Source organism: Candidatus Streptomyces philanthi (assembly GCF_059553635.1).
This window is the reverse complement of the sequence record NZ_JCANQV010000168.1, coordinates 1-13,139: the sequence shown is the minus strand read 5'-3', so window position 1 is coordinate 13,139 and position 13,139 is coordinate 1. Positions and strand designations below refer to the sequence as shown.

The following is a 13,139-nucleotide window of genomic DNA, read 5'->3' as shown; positions in this document are numbered from 1 at the left end:
CAGGGGGCAGGCCGGATGCGGGTACGCCGGAAGGGACCGGGAACTGCCAACGAGGCGGATGCGTGCCAGGGCATGCGGACGCGCCCATGAGGTGCGCGGGGGCGAACGACCGGGCTCGGCGCGCTGGATACGGGTGCGGGCGGTGGTGCGGCGGGTGAACCGAGCGACGCGAGGGGTCTTCGGCAGGTCAGCGCACGCCGGCCACCGGGGCGCCTGAGCGCGGCCCCGATGGCGCGACGTCACCGGAGAGCAGGAGGGCTGAACGCATCATGGAGACCGCCTCGTCATGGACGCAGTGCGAAAACGTTGGTGTTCAGGCTGTGTTACCTGACGGTAAAACCGGCCCCCGCAAGTGACAAGACACGTGCGGGGGAGAATCAGCGGCCTGCTGTACGAGGGGACGGCCGGCTTCCGCCGAGGTGATGCTCGATCGGATCGCTGATGAGTGGGGGCTGGGGCTCAGGCGTGCCTGGTGGCTGTGGGGGCAGAGGGGAGGGGCGTGTGGTCCGGGGTGACGCGCGTGGGGTTCGCTCGCGTCCGAGGTCGCGCCGGTCCGGTGGCGTACGGGCCGGGCCGGGGCACCCGTTCGTATACGAGATCGTCCGCCCGAAGGCCCTCCGCTGTCCGCCCCGCCGTCATCCCGTCACCCCGTCGCCTGCTCCGCCCTGTCCGCCCGCTGCCGCTCCCGTCGCTCCTGTCCCGCCCACATCAGCTTCTGGGTGAGGAGGGTGAGGGTGCCCGCGATCACGATGCCCGCGAGGTTGAGCAGCAGTTGCTCCGTGGAGCCGCGTGCCTGCGCGTAGCGGGCGTAGCTGAAGGCGACCGCGGCGTTGGCGGCGGCCGGGACGGTGGTCACCGAGATGGCGACGCCGATCAGGGCGCCGGACTTCGCCGACGTCAGCGAGAGCGTCCCGGCGATCCCCGCGAGGACGGCGACGACGAAGGAGAACCAGTCCGGCTGGTAGATGAAGCGGGTGTTCGGCCGCGGCGCGTCCAGCGCGGCCGCGTGGAACAGCCCCGCCGCGTCCATGGCCAGGCTGAACCCGATCGTCAGCGCCATCGCCACCACGAACCCGACGACCAGCGCCGTCAGCGACCGCCACAGCGCCCGGGGCGTGCGCCGCACCAGCGCGGTGCAGATCCCGGCCAGCGGGCCGAACTCCGGGCCGACGGCCATGGCGCCGACGATCAGGATCGCGTTGTCCAGCACCACACCGCACGCCGCGATCATCGTCGCCAGGGCCAGGAACGCCAGGTAGGTGAGGGAGAGCGTGGACTCCTCGTGCGTCGCCTCGGTCAGCGACTCCCACACCACGGCGTCGGCCCCTTCGCCCGGCGCCTCCCGCTCGGCCTCGTCCCCCCGCCGCGACAGCGACAGCTCGACGGGCTCGACGCTGATCGCCCCGCACTCGTCCAGACCCAGCGCCCGCAGCTCGCCGAGCAGCACATCGGCGGCCTCCCGCGCCACGTCGCACAGCACCACATCGCCCTGCGGGTCGCGGGCGGCACCGGTCAGTACGGCCAGATGGGCGGTGCCGACGGACCCTTCGAGCAGCCGCAGGACCTCCTGCGTACGGTCCGTCGGGACGAACATTCGCAGATGCAGCACGGGCTCTCCGGGAGGCTGGGGCGGGCCGGGCGTGGGCTCAGAGCTTGCGCAGCGAAAGCCGTTGCACCTTGTGGTCCGGGCCCTTGCGCAGCACGAGGGTGGCCCGGCCGCGCGTCGGAGCGACATTCTGCTGCAAATTGGGCTTGTTGACGGTCCGCCACTTCATCCGCGCGTAGTCCAGCGCCTCCTCCTCGGAGACCTGGGTGTACTTGCTGAAGTACGAGGACGGGTTCTGGAAGACGGTTTCGCGCAGCTTGCGAAAGCGGTCGAGGTACCACCGTTCGATGTCCTCGATGCGCGCGTCGATGTACACCGAAAAGTCGAAGAAGTCGGCGAGCCCCAGCCGGGTGCGGCCGTCCTTGCCGGGCAGCGCCGGCTGGAGCACGTTCAGGCCCTCGACGATCAGGATGTCGGGACGGTGCACCGTCAGCCGCTCGCCGGGCACGATGTCGTAGATCAGATGGGAGTAGACCGGCGCGGTGGCCTCCGCCTTGCCGGACTTCACGTCGGCGACGAAACGGGTCAGCGCACGCCGGTCGTAAGACTCCGGAAAGCCCTTGCGGGACATCAGTCCGCGCCGGTGCAGCTCGTCGTTGGGGAACAGGAACCCGTCCGTGGTCACCAGCTCGACGCGCGGATGCTCCGGCCAGCGCGCCAGCAGCGCCTGGAGCAGCCGGGCGGTGGTCGACTTGCCGACCGCGACACTGCCTGCCACTCCTATGACGAACGGCGTGCCGGGCTGCGCGCCCTTGTCGCCGCCCGCGTCGCCGAGGAACGTGTTCAGCGCGCCGCGCAGATTGCTGGTGGCGCCGACGTAGAGGTTGAGCAGCCGGGAGAGCGGCAGATAGACGTCCCGGACCTCGTCCAGATCGATCACATCGCCCAGCCCGCGCAACCGTTCGACCTCCTCCGCGGTCAACGGCAACGGCGTCTTCTCCCGCAGCGCGCTCCACTCCGTACGGGTCAGATCGACGTACGGGGAACGCTCGGCGCGGCGGTTCGGCGGCGGTTCGCTTGTCAGGGGCACGCGCCCCATTGTGCGGAGTGGCGGGCGACGGCTCACCACGGGGTGGCGCCGTGGCGCGGTACCGGTGACGGGGATGCGTCACCGGTCCGGTTTTTCCGTGCCATGTACGGCTCGCACCGGTACGGTCGCGAACGGAATCAGGGCCCTCCCGGCCCGCACGAGAGACATGGGGGTGGCGTGCACGCACGCCTGTTCGGATTCGGCTCGCCACGGCGGCGGGCAAAGGAGAACCACCGGGACCGGCCGACCACCGGCAACCCGGCGGACACCACACTGCCGGCCGGCCTCGCCGCCCGCGCCCACGCGGAACTGGCGGAGTCCTACCCGGACGAGGACCTCGGCGAAAGCCTCACCGACCTGCTGTCCCACGACGACGACCTGGCCCGCGCCGTCCGCCACTACGACGGCGATGGCGGTGAGTCGGCGTCGGAGGAGCGGGCGGAGTTCCTGGACGCGGTGCGGGAGGCGGTGGAGCGGGTGGAGAGGGGGAGGTGAGGAGAGGGAGGGGAGGGGAGGGGGAGGCGTTGGGAATCCGGGGGGGCGGGGGTTTGTCGGATTCTGTGGTGGTGAAGGGGAACGGGGGCGGTGTGTAAAGGGGCTGGTCGGAGAGCGTGGTCCCCGCAGGTGCGGGGGTGGTCCCGGCGACCGCATGTACGAGACGATCGACGGTAAGTGGTCCCCGCGGGTGCGGGGATGTTCCGCCGCCTCCCCCGCGCGCTGAAGACAGCCGCCGACCGACGCCACGAGGGACGCCCACGCCCCGCCCCGTCCCACTGAACCATTCCAAGCAGACCCTGTTCCCGCAGGTCAGAGGTGGTGGGAACGTTCGGGCGTCCCGGATGCTCCGGCATTCCTTGCCCCCGCTCCCGGGAGCGGATTCTCTGGAGGAGCCCCGGCGCCGATGACGGTCCGGGCAGCGGTCCGGCCGAGTGTGCCGGGCGGCTGAGGCCTCGGCCGTGGCGGACTTCTTCCGCCTCACTCACGGCCGTGCGCCCCGTCCCACTTGCCTCCACACCACCACGGGGACCCCATGCGCACCCATCGCGTCACCAAGAGCCTGCTCGCCACCCTCACCATGGTCGGCGCCCTCTCCCTCACCGCCTGCAACATCGATGACCTCAGCACCGACGCGGCCTCGCCTGCCGCATCGTCCGGCGGCCAGTCCGGCAACGGCGGTTCCGCCGACAGCGACGGCAACGGCAACAGCAACGATGGCGGCAACGGCTCCAACGGCGGCGGCTCCACGGCCTCCACCGGCAACACGGGGAGCACGGGCAACACCGGCTCCTCCGGTGCCTCCGCCTCGTCCGGCTCCTCCGGCTCGAAGACCCCCGCCAAGGCGGCGGGTGCCGGTATCTGCCGCAGCGCCGACCTGCTCGCCTCCGCCGAGGACAACACGATCGGCACCAAGGAAGGCACTGTCACCGTCGCCCTCAAGAACAAGAGCGGCCACAACTGCTCCGTCAACGGCTACGCGGGCGTCGACCTCAAGACCGCCGACGGCGACACCCTCTCCGTGTCCCGCAACGGCGACCCGATCCACCCGGGAACCCTCAAGCCCGGCGAGACCGCCGCCTTCAACATCACTTTCCCCTACAACAACACCGGCGGCAGCGGCATCCGACTCACCAAGATCGTGGTCACACCCCCGAACGACACCACGTCGACCGCCCTCACCTGGCCCGCCGGCACCCTCCCCATCGACAACCCCGACAACCCCACCAACGGCCCGAAGCTCTCCATCAGCCCGGTCACCAAGGTCAGCGACTCTCCGGCCGGCTGACGCCCCTCGCCCACCCGGCCCACGGCCGCGCACCGCTGCGGCTCCGCGAGCCCCGACAACGGCGGCCGCCGACCGGCGTACGGCATGCCCCCGGCGCGCCGCCCCGCCAGGTGAAACGAGGCGCGCGCCAGGGGCGCAGGACGGTGCCGGCCCGCCCCGACGGCACCCGATCAGGGCCGCAGGATCAACCGAATCGGGTCCCCCGTCTTGTTCTCCAGCCGCTCCACCGCCTCGGCAGCCTTCGTCAGCGGGAGTTCACCGCTGATCGACCCGGAGAAGTCCAGCCGGCCGCCCCGGAGCAGGGTCAGCAGCTGCGGCAGCGCGACCGGCATCTCGGAGCCGTAGTGGCCGAGGATCTGCTGCTGGAGGTAGCTGAAGCGGGTGCCGTCGGTGATGGTCAGCGGCTTGTCGGTCAGGCCGACGAGCACCAGCCGGCCCTTGGGCGCGAGCACCGACAGCGCTTGCTCGCGGACGGCCGGCACGCCGGCGAAGTCGAAGGCGGCGGCGAGACCGGCCCCACCGGTCGCCTCGCCGATCCGCTCGCGCAGCGCCGGGTCGGCGGGGTCGAGCGTCAGGTCCGCGCCCTGCGCGAGGGCGCGCTCGCGGGCGGTCGGATTCGGGTCGACCGCGACGACGGGGCAGGCGCCGATGGCCCGCAGCAGCTGGACGGCGTGGACACCGAGTCCGCCGGCGCCCCAGACGCCGACGGCCTCGGCGGGCTTCACGGCACCCGTGACGGTGATCGCGCCCCACGGAGTGGAGACCGCGTCCGGGATGATCGCGCCCTGGTCGAAGGGGATGGCCGCGGGCAGTTCCGTGAGGGCGTTCTCGGCGGAGAGCGCGTACTCGGCCCAGCCGCCGTCGTAGTCCACGCCACGGGTGTGGACGACGCCGTCGCGGAGTTCACCGGCGTACAGCACGACCCGCTGGCCCGGGGTCCAGCGGGTGACACCAGGACCGGTCTCCGCGATGGTGCCGGACACCTCGTGGCCCAGGGTGACCGTGTCGCCGCGCAGCAGCAGCGGCGTGAGAGTGCCGTCGATCAGGTGGACGTCCGACAGGCAGACGCCCGCGGCCTCCACCTTCACCAGGACCTGCCCGGGACCGGGCGCGGGCTTCGCCACCTCCTCGATCCGCAGGGTGCGGCTGGGGACGTGCAGCCGGGCGGCGAGCATCTGCTCCATGACATGGCCTCCTTGGCAGGACGGTGAACCCGGGGTCGAGCCCCCTTAACGCAAGTCACCTTGCAATGGAACGTACGCCCGCCCCACGGGTAAAGCAAGTGGTCCTGCGTTACGATGGATCATGCCCTCGTCCGACCGGAACACGCCGCCCTTGCGCCGCCGAGGGGCCCGGATGCGCTCCGCCGTCCTCGCCGCCACCGTGGACGTCCTGACGGAACACGGGCTCGCCGGAACCACCGTCGGCGCCGTCGCCCGCGCCGCCGGCGTCCACGAGACCTCCGTCTACCGGCGGTGGGGGACCCGCGAGAACCTGATCCTGGAGGCACTCACCGAACAGCTCGACACGGCGATGCCCGTGCCGGACACCGGACGCGTCCACGACGACCTCACCGCCTACTTCGGCGCGCTGGCACGGCTGCTCGCGACGGCGCAGGGTGAGGCGCTGCTCCGGCTGAGCGCCGAACGCGACACCACCCTCCCGGACCACCGCCTCCCCTATTGGACCGAACGCCTCGAACGCGGCGCCGTCATGGTCCGCCGGGGCGTCGAACGCGGCGAACTCGCCCCGGACACGGACCCCGGCCTCGTCATCGAGGCCATCAGCGGCGCCCTGTTCACCCGCGCCCTCATCAGCGGCGCCCCCCTCGACGAACACCTCGCCGCACGACTCGTCACCCTCATCCTCGGCGGCGCCCTCCCGCGGCCTTCGGCCGGCCCCGGGGGCGCCTGACTGCCGTCACCAGCGCCTCGCTCGTCCGCCGGCCGGCCGTTCCGGAGATCAACGCGGGCAGGGAAAGGGCGGGGCGGAAGCCGTCGCCCTCCGGTTCCATCAGCAGGACCGCGCAGCGGTCGGCGTCCGCGCGGAAGGCGGCCGGAGGACCCAGCGGTGCACGGTGCCGTCCGGCGCCGTGTGCGCGAGGGTCTGCGCGTCGGCCGTGACCTCGACCGTGAACCACTCACGACGCGGACGGTTGAGGCGCCGCCACAGCTCATGAGCGGTCTCGACGGTCCGCCACAGGTCGCGGGGCCCCGACGACGAGACCACGGCCGTCCCGTCCGGCCTCTCCTCGACGCGCGCCGCCGACCCGTCGGCGGGCTGGAACAGCGTCGTCACATGGAGCCCGTCCTCCGTCCGCCCGTAGTCGCGGACGACGCCCGGCGGCAGATGCAGTTCGGCGAAGAAGGAGAACGTCCAGTCGTCCAGCACCCGCCCCGAGACCCCGGTGACCCGGGACGGGCCGTCGGGGACCCCCGGTGCGGCCGGTGCCGTGTCCGTCCCGCTCCTGAGCGGCATGAACGCGGCCGGTGTGTGCAGCAGCCGGCCGACGGCCCTGCCGTCCGGCAGCTTGGTGAGCCGCGCGATCATGCCGCCCGCCAGCGCGCCCTTGATCGGGACGACCATGAGCCCTCCCGGGCGGCACCGCTCCAACCACGCGGCCGGAATGCGACGGACCGAGGCGGTCGCGATGAGCCGGTCGTACGTGGCGCCGTCCGGAAAGTCGTGGGCGCCGTCACCGGTAAGGACGAGCGGCGCGAACCCGGCGGCCTGGAGCCGGGCCCGGGCCGCCGACGTGAGACGGCCGGAGCGGTCGATGGTCGTCACGCGGCTGTCCCCGACCAGGTGGCACAGTAGCGCGGCGTTGTATCCGCTGCCGGTCCCGATCTCGTACACCTCATGGTTCTCGTCCACGTCGAGCGCGTCGAGCATGTCCGCCATGAGACTGGGTGCGGTCGAGGACGACGTGGGCGCGCCGGTCACCCCACCGTGTCCGGCCTGCTCGGCGTGCACCCCGTCCACCTCGGTGATGAGCGAGTCGTCCGTGTACACGGCGTCGAACCAGGCGTCCGCGTCCCCGTCCGTGACCCTCCACGGCAGGAACCGCTCGCCCTCCCGCCGGTAGAAAACGGGCGTGAACGGGTGCCGCGGGACATTGAGAAACGCACCCGCCAACCGTGACGAGAGCACCGTGCTTCCCCGCTCGATCTGTCGGGTGAGCGAGATGCGAGCCTGAAGCTGGCGCTGCTCGTCGTCGCGGATGTCCGTCACGGGGTTTTTCCTTCCAGACGGCTCCCGTTGAGCCTTGCCGAACTGACCGGAAGATGCGCCCATACCGTCTTGCCAGGGTGGCGCGGTCGTACGCCCCAGTGCTGGGAGAGGGCGTCCACGATGACGAGGCCACGGCCGTGGAGTTCGTCGGGGGCGGGCTTGCGGAGTTCGGGCATGGCCCACTCGTACGAGTGGCGACCTCCAGGACGAGGACGTTGCCACGGCGACGCAGGGCCAACTCGAAGTACTCGCCGATGCCCTGGGCGTGCTCGATGACGTTGGTGGCGAGTTCGCTGGTGATGAGGGTCGCGTCATCGACGAGACCACCGAGTCTCCAGTGGACCAGCACCGCGTCAACATGCCGCCGAGCGTCGGCGACGGCGGTACCGCAAACCGGAAACCTCGTGATGTTTGTACGCCCGGACATGTGTCCCCCAAGGGTGTGAACAGGCGGAGCCGTGGTCACACATCGTGCCGAGTATGCGACTTCGTGTGACGTGCCTTACCGTAGGGCGCGACTCGGTGGACTCGCAACTGGTCGAAACGAGAAGTTGCGACTTACGCAGAGTGGCCAACGTGCTGGCGTGTAGCGTCGGTTGCCGTGCAAACTGACTCTTGGTGGAGGAGGGGACATGCCCGCAGGCGGACGCCCTACGGTGCGGAGTCGTCGGCTGGGCTCGATGCTCAGGCGGTATCGCGAGGCGGCGAAGCTTGATCAGCAGCAGGCGGCTGACTACATCGCAGGTTCCAAGACCAAGGTCAGCCGGATCGAGAGCGGACAGGTTTCGGCTCGACCGGGTGACGTCCGCCTGATGCTTGAGCTGTACGGCATCAAAGAGCGCGACGTGTACGTGCAGTTGGAACAACTCGCCCGTGAGTCCAACAAGCGTGGCTGGTGGCTCAACTACACGTGGGCGACGAAGGATGCAGGTTTCGCCGACTTCATCACGCTGGAGACGGACGCGACCTACATCCGTACGTGGCAACCACTCTTCATCCCCGGTCTGTTGCAGACCGACGATTACCTCAGAGCTCTACTGGACGCGGACCTCGCTGTTCATTCCGCTGAATCGGTCGACGAAGCTGTCGCCATGCGGCAAATGCGCAGGCGTCTCATCGAGGAAGGGGGCGCCCGGTTCGCCGCGATCATTTGGGAGCCCGCGCTCACGGCGCCCATGCCCTCGGCGAAGGCTCATCGCGAGCAACTGCTCCATATTCTTGAGGTGGCCCAGCGGCAGAACGTCAGGATTCAGGTCTTGCCGCTCTCTGAGTGGCGGGCTGCTCATCTCTCCTCCCACTTCGTCATGCTCAGCTTTGGTCCCGAGCCTGCGCCGGAGGCCGTTGCATACGACACCACTACCAGCACGGTCGTCCTCGAAGAGCTGGAGGACATGGCTGCCCATGCGCGGATCTTCGAAGCGTTGGGCGCCGCTGCGCTTACCCCGGAACAGAGTCTTTCCTTCATCAGGAAGGCTCTGCGCGAGATCCCGGAGAGTGAGAGGGAAGAGGAATGAAGGACCGCACGATAGTGACGGAATTCAAGAAGGCCCGAGCATCGCAGGGAGCCGCTCAGGACTGCGTCGAGGTCGCCCACACCGCCGACGGCGGCCGGGCCGTCCGGGACAGTAAGGACCGGGGCGCGGGGACGCAGTTCCACACCCCGGCGGCTTGGGACACGTTCATCGGGGCCGTGAAAGTCGGCTGTTTCGCCGCCAGAAGGTGAGAGGTGACCTCGATGGGGAGCCGCGAGATCGTCACCGAATTCGTCAAGGCCAGGGCCTCGCAGGGGGTGAACCAGGAGTGTGTCGAGGTCGCCCGTACCGCCATCGGCGGCCGGGCCGTCCGGGACAGTAAGGACCGGGATGGTGGGACGCAGTTCCACGCCCCGGTGGCCTGGGAGGCGTTCGTGGTGGCCGTGAAGGGCGGGCGCTTCTGTGGTGTTCCTGGGGACTGACCGGTTCGAGCCGTTGGTGAAGCGGCCCCTGTCGGTATCCAGCTGTTAGCCCGGCGCGGGTGTCCCAGGAGTGGGCGCTGACCGACGTTGCGCTTGTCGTCAGGTCCTCCGGCCTCGATGCGGAAGCGCTCACTCGGCGTCTGGGGATCGAGCCCACCCTCGTCGTGGCGCCGGGGGCGGAGCCGCGAGATCCTGTGGGCGAATGGCGTATTCAGTGCGACGAGCGGACGACCCGGGATTTCTTTGAGCAGCTGGACGTCGTGCTCTCCATGGTGGAGCCGGTGGGGGAAGAAATCCGGGACGTCATGTCCGAGGGGTACGACGTGTGTCTCAGGCTCTACGGCTTTGCCGGGCATGAGGCGACCCTTGTGATCCCGCGCGGTACGTGGAACCGGATCTCCGGCCTGGGGGTTCCTCTCGAAATCGTGCCGAATGTGAATGCCCGCTGATTGCGACGTCGGAATGCGTTACTTCGTGATGAAAGGTCAGTGATGGACTGGGAAAGCTGCCAAGTCTCCTTGGTTGTGACCAAAGAACCCCTCTCTCCCCGGTCCGTCACCGCATGCCTCGTGCCGGGGCTCGCGGGGGAAGAGGCCGCGCGGCGGGACCTGGAAGTGCGCAGCGGCGGGGCGCGGTGGTCCCTCTCGTGCGGTGTGCGCTCTTCTCGGAGTGTCGAGGAGCAGGTGGCTGCGCTGACGGGCGTTCTGGTCCCTCGCGCGGCCGGGATTTCCTGGCTTCAGGAAGCGGGGCACGCGGTTCACGTCGAGATTTCCGGAACGGTCGGTACGGGCGCGCGGCTCCGGCTGTCGCCGCGCGCGCTGGCCGCGCTCGACGCCCTGTCCGTTCCTGTCTTCTTCACCACGCTCGTTCCTCCCGCGTTTCAGGAGGAAGACCCGCTCGCCTGGCTCGGTTGAGGCAGGTGGGGCACCGGAGGAACACCCCTCCCCGCGCCCTGCGCAACCCCCCGGCCGCCCCGGCGTAGGCTGCACGGCATGTGCGGAATCGTTGGTTATGTGGGTGGGCAGTCCGCCCTGGATGTGGTGCTGGCCGGGTTGAAGCGGCTGGAGTACCGGGGGTACGACTCGGCCGGGGTGGCGGTGCTGGCGGACGGGCAGCTGGCGGCGGCCAAGAAGGCGGGCAAGCTGGCCAATCTGGAGAAGGAGCTGGCGGAGCGGCCGCTGCCGACCGGGACGACGGGTATCGGGCACACTCGGTGGGCCACGCACGGCGGGCCCACCGACGCCAACGCCCACCCGCATTTGGACAACGCCGGGCGGGTCTCGGTCGTCCACAACGGCATCATCGAGAACTTCGCCGCGCTGCGCGCCGAGCTGACCGACCGGGGGCACGAGCTGGCGTCCGAGACGGACACCGAGGTCGTCGCGCATCTGCTGGCCGAGGCGTTCTCCTCGTGCGGGGAGCTGCCCGAGGCGATGCGGCAGGTGTGCCGCCGGCTTGAGGGCGCGTTCACGCTGGTCGCGGTGCACGCGGACGCGCCGGACGTGGTCGTCGGCGCCCGCCGCAACTCGCCGCTGGTGGTCGGTGTCGGCGAGGACGAGGCGTTCTTGGCCTCCGACGTCGCCGCGTTCATCGCGTACACCCGTGAGGCGATCGAGCTGGGGCAGGACCAGGTCGTCGAGGTGCGCCGGGACGGGGTGACCGTCACCGACTTCGACGGCGCGCCGGCGGAGGTCCGCGAGTTCCACGTCGACTGGGACGCCTCGGCCGCCGAGAAGGACGGCTACGACTACTTCATGCTCAAGGAGATCGCCGAGCAGCCGAAGGCGGTCGCCGACACCCTCCTCGGGCGGATCGACGAGTCCGGGGTGCTGTCGCTGGACGAGGTGCGGATTCCGCCGTCCGTGCTGCGCGAGGTCGACAAGGTCGTCATCGTCGCGTGCGGCACGGCGTACCACGCGGGCATGATCGCCAAGTACGCGATCGAGCACTGGACGCGGATTCCGTGCGAGACGGAGCTGGCGAGCGAGTTCCGCTACCGCGACCCGATCCTGGACCCGCGGACGCTGGTGATCGCCATCAGCCAGTCCGGCGAGACCATGGACACCCTGATGGCGCTGCGGCACGCCCGTGAGCAGGGCGCGAAGGTGCTCGCCATCTGCAACACCAACGGCTCGACGATCCCGCGCGAGTCGGACGCCGTGCTCTACACGCACGCCGGGCCCGAGGTCGCCGTCGCGTCCACCAAGGCGTTCCTGACGCAACTGGTGGCCTGCTACCTCGTCGCGCTGTACCTGGGGCAGGTGCGCGGGACGAAGTGGGGCGACGAGATCCAGGACGTGGTGCGGGAGCTGGCGGCCATCGGTACGCAGGTCGAGCAGGTCCTCGGCACGATGGAGCCGGTGCGGGAACTGGCGCGCGGGCTGGCCGACAAGAACACCGTGCTGTTCCTCGGGCGGCACGTCGGCTACCCGGTCGCCCTCGAAGGCGCGCTCAAGCTCAAGGAACTCGCGTACATGCACGCGGAGGGCTTCGCGGCCGGCGAACTCAAGCACGGGCCGATCGCGCTGATCGAGAACGACGTACCGGTGGTCGTCGTGGTGCCGTCGCCGCGCGGGCGCTCCGTGCTGCACGACAAGATCGTGTCGAACATCCAGGAGATCCGGGCCCGGGGCGCCCGCACCATCGTCATCGCGGAGGAGGGCGACGAGGCGGTCGTCCCGTACGCCGACCACCTGGTGCGTATCCCGCGGACGCCGACGCTGCTCCAGCCGCTGGTGTCGACCGTGCCGCTCCAGGTCTTCGCCTGCGAGCTGGCGACGGCCCGCGGCAACGAGGTCGACCAGCCGCGCAACCTCGCCAAGTCGGTGACGGTGGAGTGATCATCGGGGTCGGGATCGACGTCGCCGAGATCGAACGGTTCGACGCGGCGCTGCGGCGGACACCGGAGCTGGCCCACCGGCTGTTCCTCGAACGGGAACTGACGCTGCCGAGCGGGGACCGCCGTGGCATCGCCTCCCTCGCGGCGCGGTTCGCCGCGAAGGAGGCCGTCGCCAAGTCCCTCGGCGCGCCCGCCGGGCTGCACTGGACGGACGCCGAGGTGTACGTCGAGGACAGCGGGCAGCCCCGGCTGCGGGTCCGTGGCACGGTCGCGGCGCGGGCGGAACAACTGGGTGTGCGGCACTGGCATGTGTCGCTCAGTCATGACGCCGGGGTGGCCTCGGCCGTGGTGATCGCGGAGGGGTAGGTCCTGGCGGCGCGTGTCGCGGGGCGTGCAGCGTCGTCCGTCCGTCCCGCGACACGCCCCCGCGCCGGGGCTCGCGCCGGTGCGCGTCCGTGGCGGCGCCCGGGTGTGAGACTGGCCCCATGAGGACTGCCTATCGCGTGGAGACCGTGCGGGCCGCCGAGCGTGCGCTGATGGCCCGGTTGCCCGAGGGGGCCCTGATGCGGCGGGCGGCGGCCGGACTCGCCGTGGCCTGCGGCGAGTTGCTGGGACGGGTCTACGGGGCCCGGGTCGTGCTGCTCGTCGGCAGCGGTGACAACGGCGGGGACGCGCTCTACGCGGGGGCGCGGCTGG

The 13,139-nt window shown here is 70.6% G+C and carries 16 protein-coding genes; 11 read left to right on the top strand and 5 right to left on the bottom strand.

Features of this window, described 5'->3' with window-relative positions; genetic code table 11:
* Positions 1-643 precede the first annotated feature (643 nt).
* The gene (locus AC51EU_RS19430) at positions 644-1,609 is read right to left on the bottom strand and encodes a DUF389 domain-containing protein (RefSeq protein ID WP_496268269.1); all 966 of its coding nucleotides are present in this window, start codon (positions 1,607-1,609) and stop codon (positions 644-646) included.
* Positions 1,610-1,646: 37 nt separating this feature from the next.
* On the bottom strand, positions 1,647-2,645 hold the full coding sequence (gene coaA, locus AC51EU_RS19425; RefSeq protein ID WP_496268268.1) for a type I pantothenate kinase: 999 nt from the start codon (positions 2,643-2,645) through the stop codon (positions 1,647-1,649).
* 168 nt (positions 2,646-2,813) lie between these two features.
* On the opposite strand from coaA, the gene AC51EU_RS19420 reads away from it, so the two are divergent.
* Complete coding sequence (locus AC51EU_RS19420; protein WP_496268267.1) at positions 2,814-3,131, top strand: hypothetical protein; 318 nt, start codon at positions 2,814-2,816, stop codon at positions 3,129-3,131.
* Between the two features lie 535 nt (positions 3,132-3,666).
* Positions 3,667-4,419, top strand: coding sequence for a DUF4232 domain-containing protein (locus AC51EU_RS19415; protein WP_496268266.1), 753 nt, complete (start codon positions 3,667-3,669; stop codon positions 4,417-4,419).
* Positions 4,420-4,589: 170 nt separating this feature from the next.
* Here the strand turns inward: AC51EU_RS19415 and AC51EU_RS19410 are convergent, their stop codons facing one another.
* Positions 4,590-5,603, bottom strand: a complete 1,014-nt coding sequence (locus AC51EU_RS19410) for a zinc-binding dehydrogenase (RefSeq protein WP_496268265.1) — start codon at positions 5,601-5,603, stop codon at positions 4,590-4,592.
* A gap of 172 nt (positions 5,604-5,775) precedes the next feature.
* Between AC51EU_RS19410 and AC51EU_RS19405 the strand changes: the two genes are divergently transcribed.
* Entirely contained in the window at positions 5,776-6,333 is a 558-nt protein-coding gene (locus AC51EU_RS19405; protein ID WP_496268264.1) for a TetR/AcrR family transcriptional regulator, read from the top strand.
* Positions 6,334-6,432: 99 nt separating this feature from the next.
* Here AC51EU_RS19405 and AC51EU_RS19400 read toward each other — a convergent pair whose 3' ends face one another.
* Positions 6,433-7,650: a methyltransferase domain-containing protein gene (locus AC51EU_RS19400; protein WP_496268263.1), complete on the bottom strand. Its 1,218-nt coding sequence runs from the start codon at positions 7,648-7,650 to the stop codon at positions 6,433-6,435.
* Complete coding sequence (locus AC51EU_RS19395; protein ID WP_496268262.1) at positions 7,647-7,826, bottom strand: ATP-binding protein; 180 nt, start codon at positions 7,824-7,826, stop codon at positions 7,647-7,649. Before AC51EU_RS19395 ends, AC51EU_RS19400 begins: the two co-directional genes overlap by 4 nt.
* A gap of 456 nt (positions 7,827-8,282) precedes the next feature.
* Between AC51EU_RS19395 and AC51EU_RS19390 the strand changes: the two genes are divergently transcribed.
* The 8 genes from AC51EU_RS19390 to AC51EU_RS19355 form a co-directional block, all read left to right on the top strand.
* Complete coding sequence (locus AC51EU_RS19390) at positions 8,283-9,164, top strand: helix-turn-helix domain-containing protein (RefSeq protein WP_496268261.1); 882 nt, start codon at positions 8,283-8,285, stop codon at positions 9,162-9,164.
* The gene (locus AC51EU_RS19385; protein WP_496268260.1) at positions 9,161-9,373 is read left to right on the top strand and encodes a DUF397 domain-containing protein; all 213 of its coding nucleotides are present in this window, start codon (positions 9,161-9,163) and stop codon (positions 9,371-9,373) included. Before AC51EU_RS19390 ends, AC51EU_RS19385 begins: the two co-directional genes overlap by 4 nt.
* A 12-nt stretch (positions 9,374-9,385) precedes the next feature.
* On the top strand, positions 9,386-9,604 hold the full coding sequence (locus AC51EU_RS19380) for a DUF397 domain-containing protein (protein ID WP_496268270.1): 219 nt from the start codon (positions 9,386-9,388) through the stop codon (positions 9,602-9,604).
* 59 nt (positions 9,605-9,663) lie between these two features.
* Positions 9,664-10,053, top strand: a complete 390-nt coding sequence (locus AC51EU_RS19375) for a DUF4279 domain-containing protein (protein ID WP_496268259.1) — start codon at positions 9,664-9,666, stop codon at positions 10,051-10,053.
* 42 nt (positions 10,054-10,095) lie between these two features.
* A complete protein-coding gene (locus AC51EU_RS19370) occupies positions 10,096-10,518 on the top strand; it encodes a DUF4279 domain-containing protein (protein WP_496268258.1) in 423 nt (140 codons plus the stop codon).
* 78 nt (positions 10,519-10,596) lie between these two features.
* A complete protein-coding gene (glmS, locus tag AC51EU_RS19365; protein WP_496268257.1) occupies positions 10,597-12,444 on the top strand; it encodes a glutamine--fructose-6-phosphate transaminase (isomerizing) in 1,848 nt (615 codons plus the stop codon).
* Complete coding sequence (locus AC51EU_RS19360; RefSeq protein WP_496268256.1) at positions 12,441-12,809, top strand: holo-ACP synthase; 369 nt, start codon at positions 12,441-12,443, stop codon at positions 12,807-12,809. The genes glmS and AC51EU_RS19360 overlap by 4 nt, the downstream gene beginning before the upstream one ends.
* A gap of 119 nt (positions 12,810-12,928) precedes the next feature.
* A partial coding sequence (locus AC51EU_RS19355; protein ID WP_496268255.1) for an NAD(P)H-hydrate epimerase occupies positions 12,929-13,139 on the top strand: 211 nt, incomplete at its 3' end.

What these genes read in the sequence shown, in the direction of transcription:
- AC51EU_RS19395 (WP_496268262.1), bottom strand. Translation starts at nt 7,826, where the DNA reads ATGCCCGAACTCCGCAAGCCCGCCCCCGACGAACTCCACGGCCGTGGC.
- AC51EU_RS19370 (WP_496268258.1), top strand. Translation starts at nt 10,096, where the DNA reads ATGGACTGGGAAAGCTGCCAAGTCTCCTTGGTTGTGACCAAAGAACCC.
- AC51EU_RS19380 (WP_496268270.1), top strand. Translation starts at nt 9,386, where the DNA reads ATGGGGAGCCGCGAGATCGTCACCGAATTCGTCAAGGCCAGGGCCTCG.
- glmS (WP_496268257.1), top strand. Translation starts at nt 10,597, where the DNA reads ATGTGCGGAATCGTTGGTTATGTGGGTGGGCAGTCCGCCCTGGATGTG.
- AC51EU_RS19390 (WP_496268261.1), top strand. Translation starts at nt 8,283, where the DNA reads ATGCCCGCAGGCGGACGCCCTACGGTGCGGAGTCGTCGGCTGGGCTCG.
- AC51EU_RS19385 (WP_496268260.1), top strand. Translation starts at nt 9,161, where the DNA reads ATGAAGGACCGCACGATAGTGACGGAATTCAAGAAGGCCCGAGCATCG.
- AC51EU_RS19410 (WP_496268265.1), bottom strand. Translation starts at nt 5,603, where the DNA reads ATGGAGCAGATGCTCGCCGCCCGGCTGCACGTCCCCAGCCGCACCCTG.
- AC51EU_RS19415 (WP_496268266.1), top strand. Translation starts at nt 3,667, where the DNA reads ATGCGCACCCATCGCGTCACCAAGAGCCTGCTCGCCACCCTCACCATG.
- coaA (WP_496268268.1), bottom strand. Translation starts at nt 2,645, where the DNA reads ATGGGGCGCGTGCCCCTGACAAGCGAACCGCCGCCGAACCGCCGCGCC.
- AC51EU_RS19405 (WP_496268264.1), top strand. Translation starts at nt 5,776, where the DNA reads ATGCGCTCCGCCGTCCTCGCCGCCACCGTGGACGTCCTGACGGAACAC.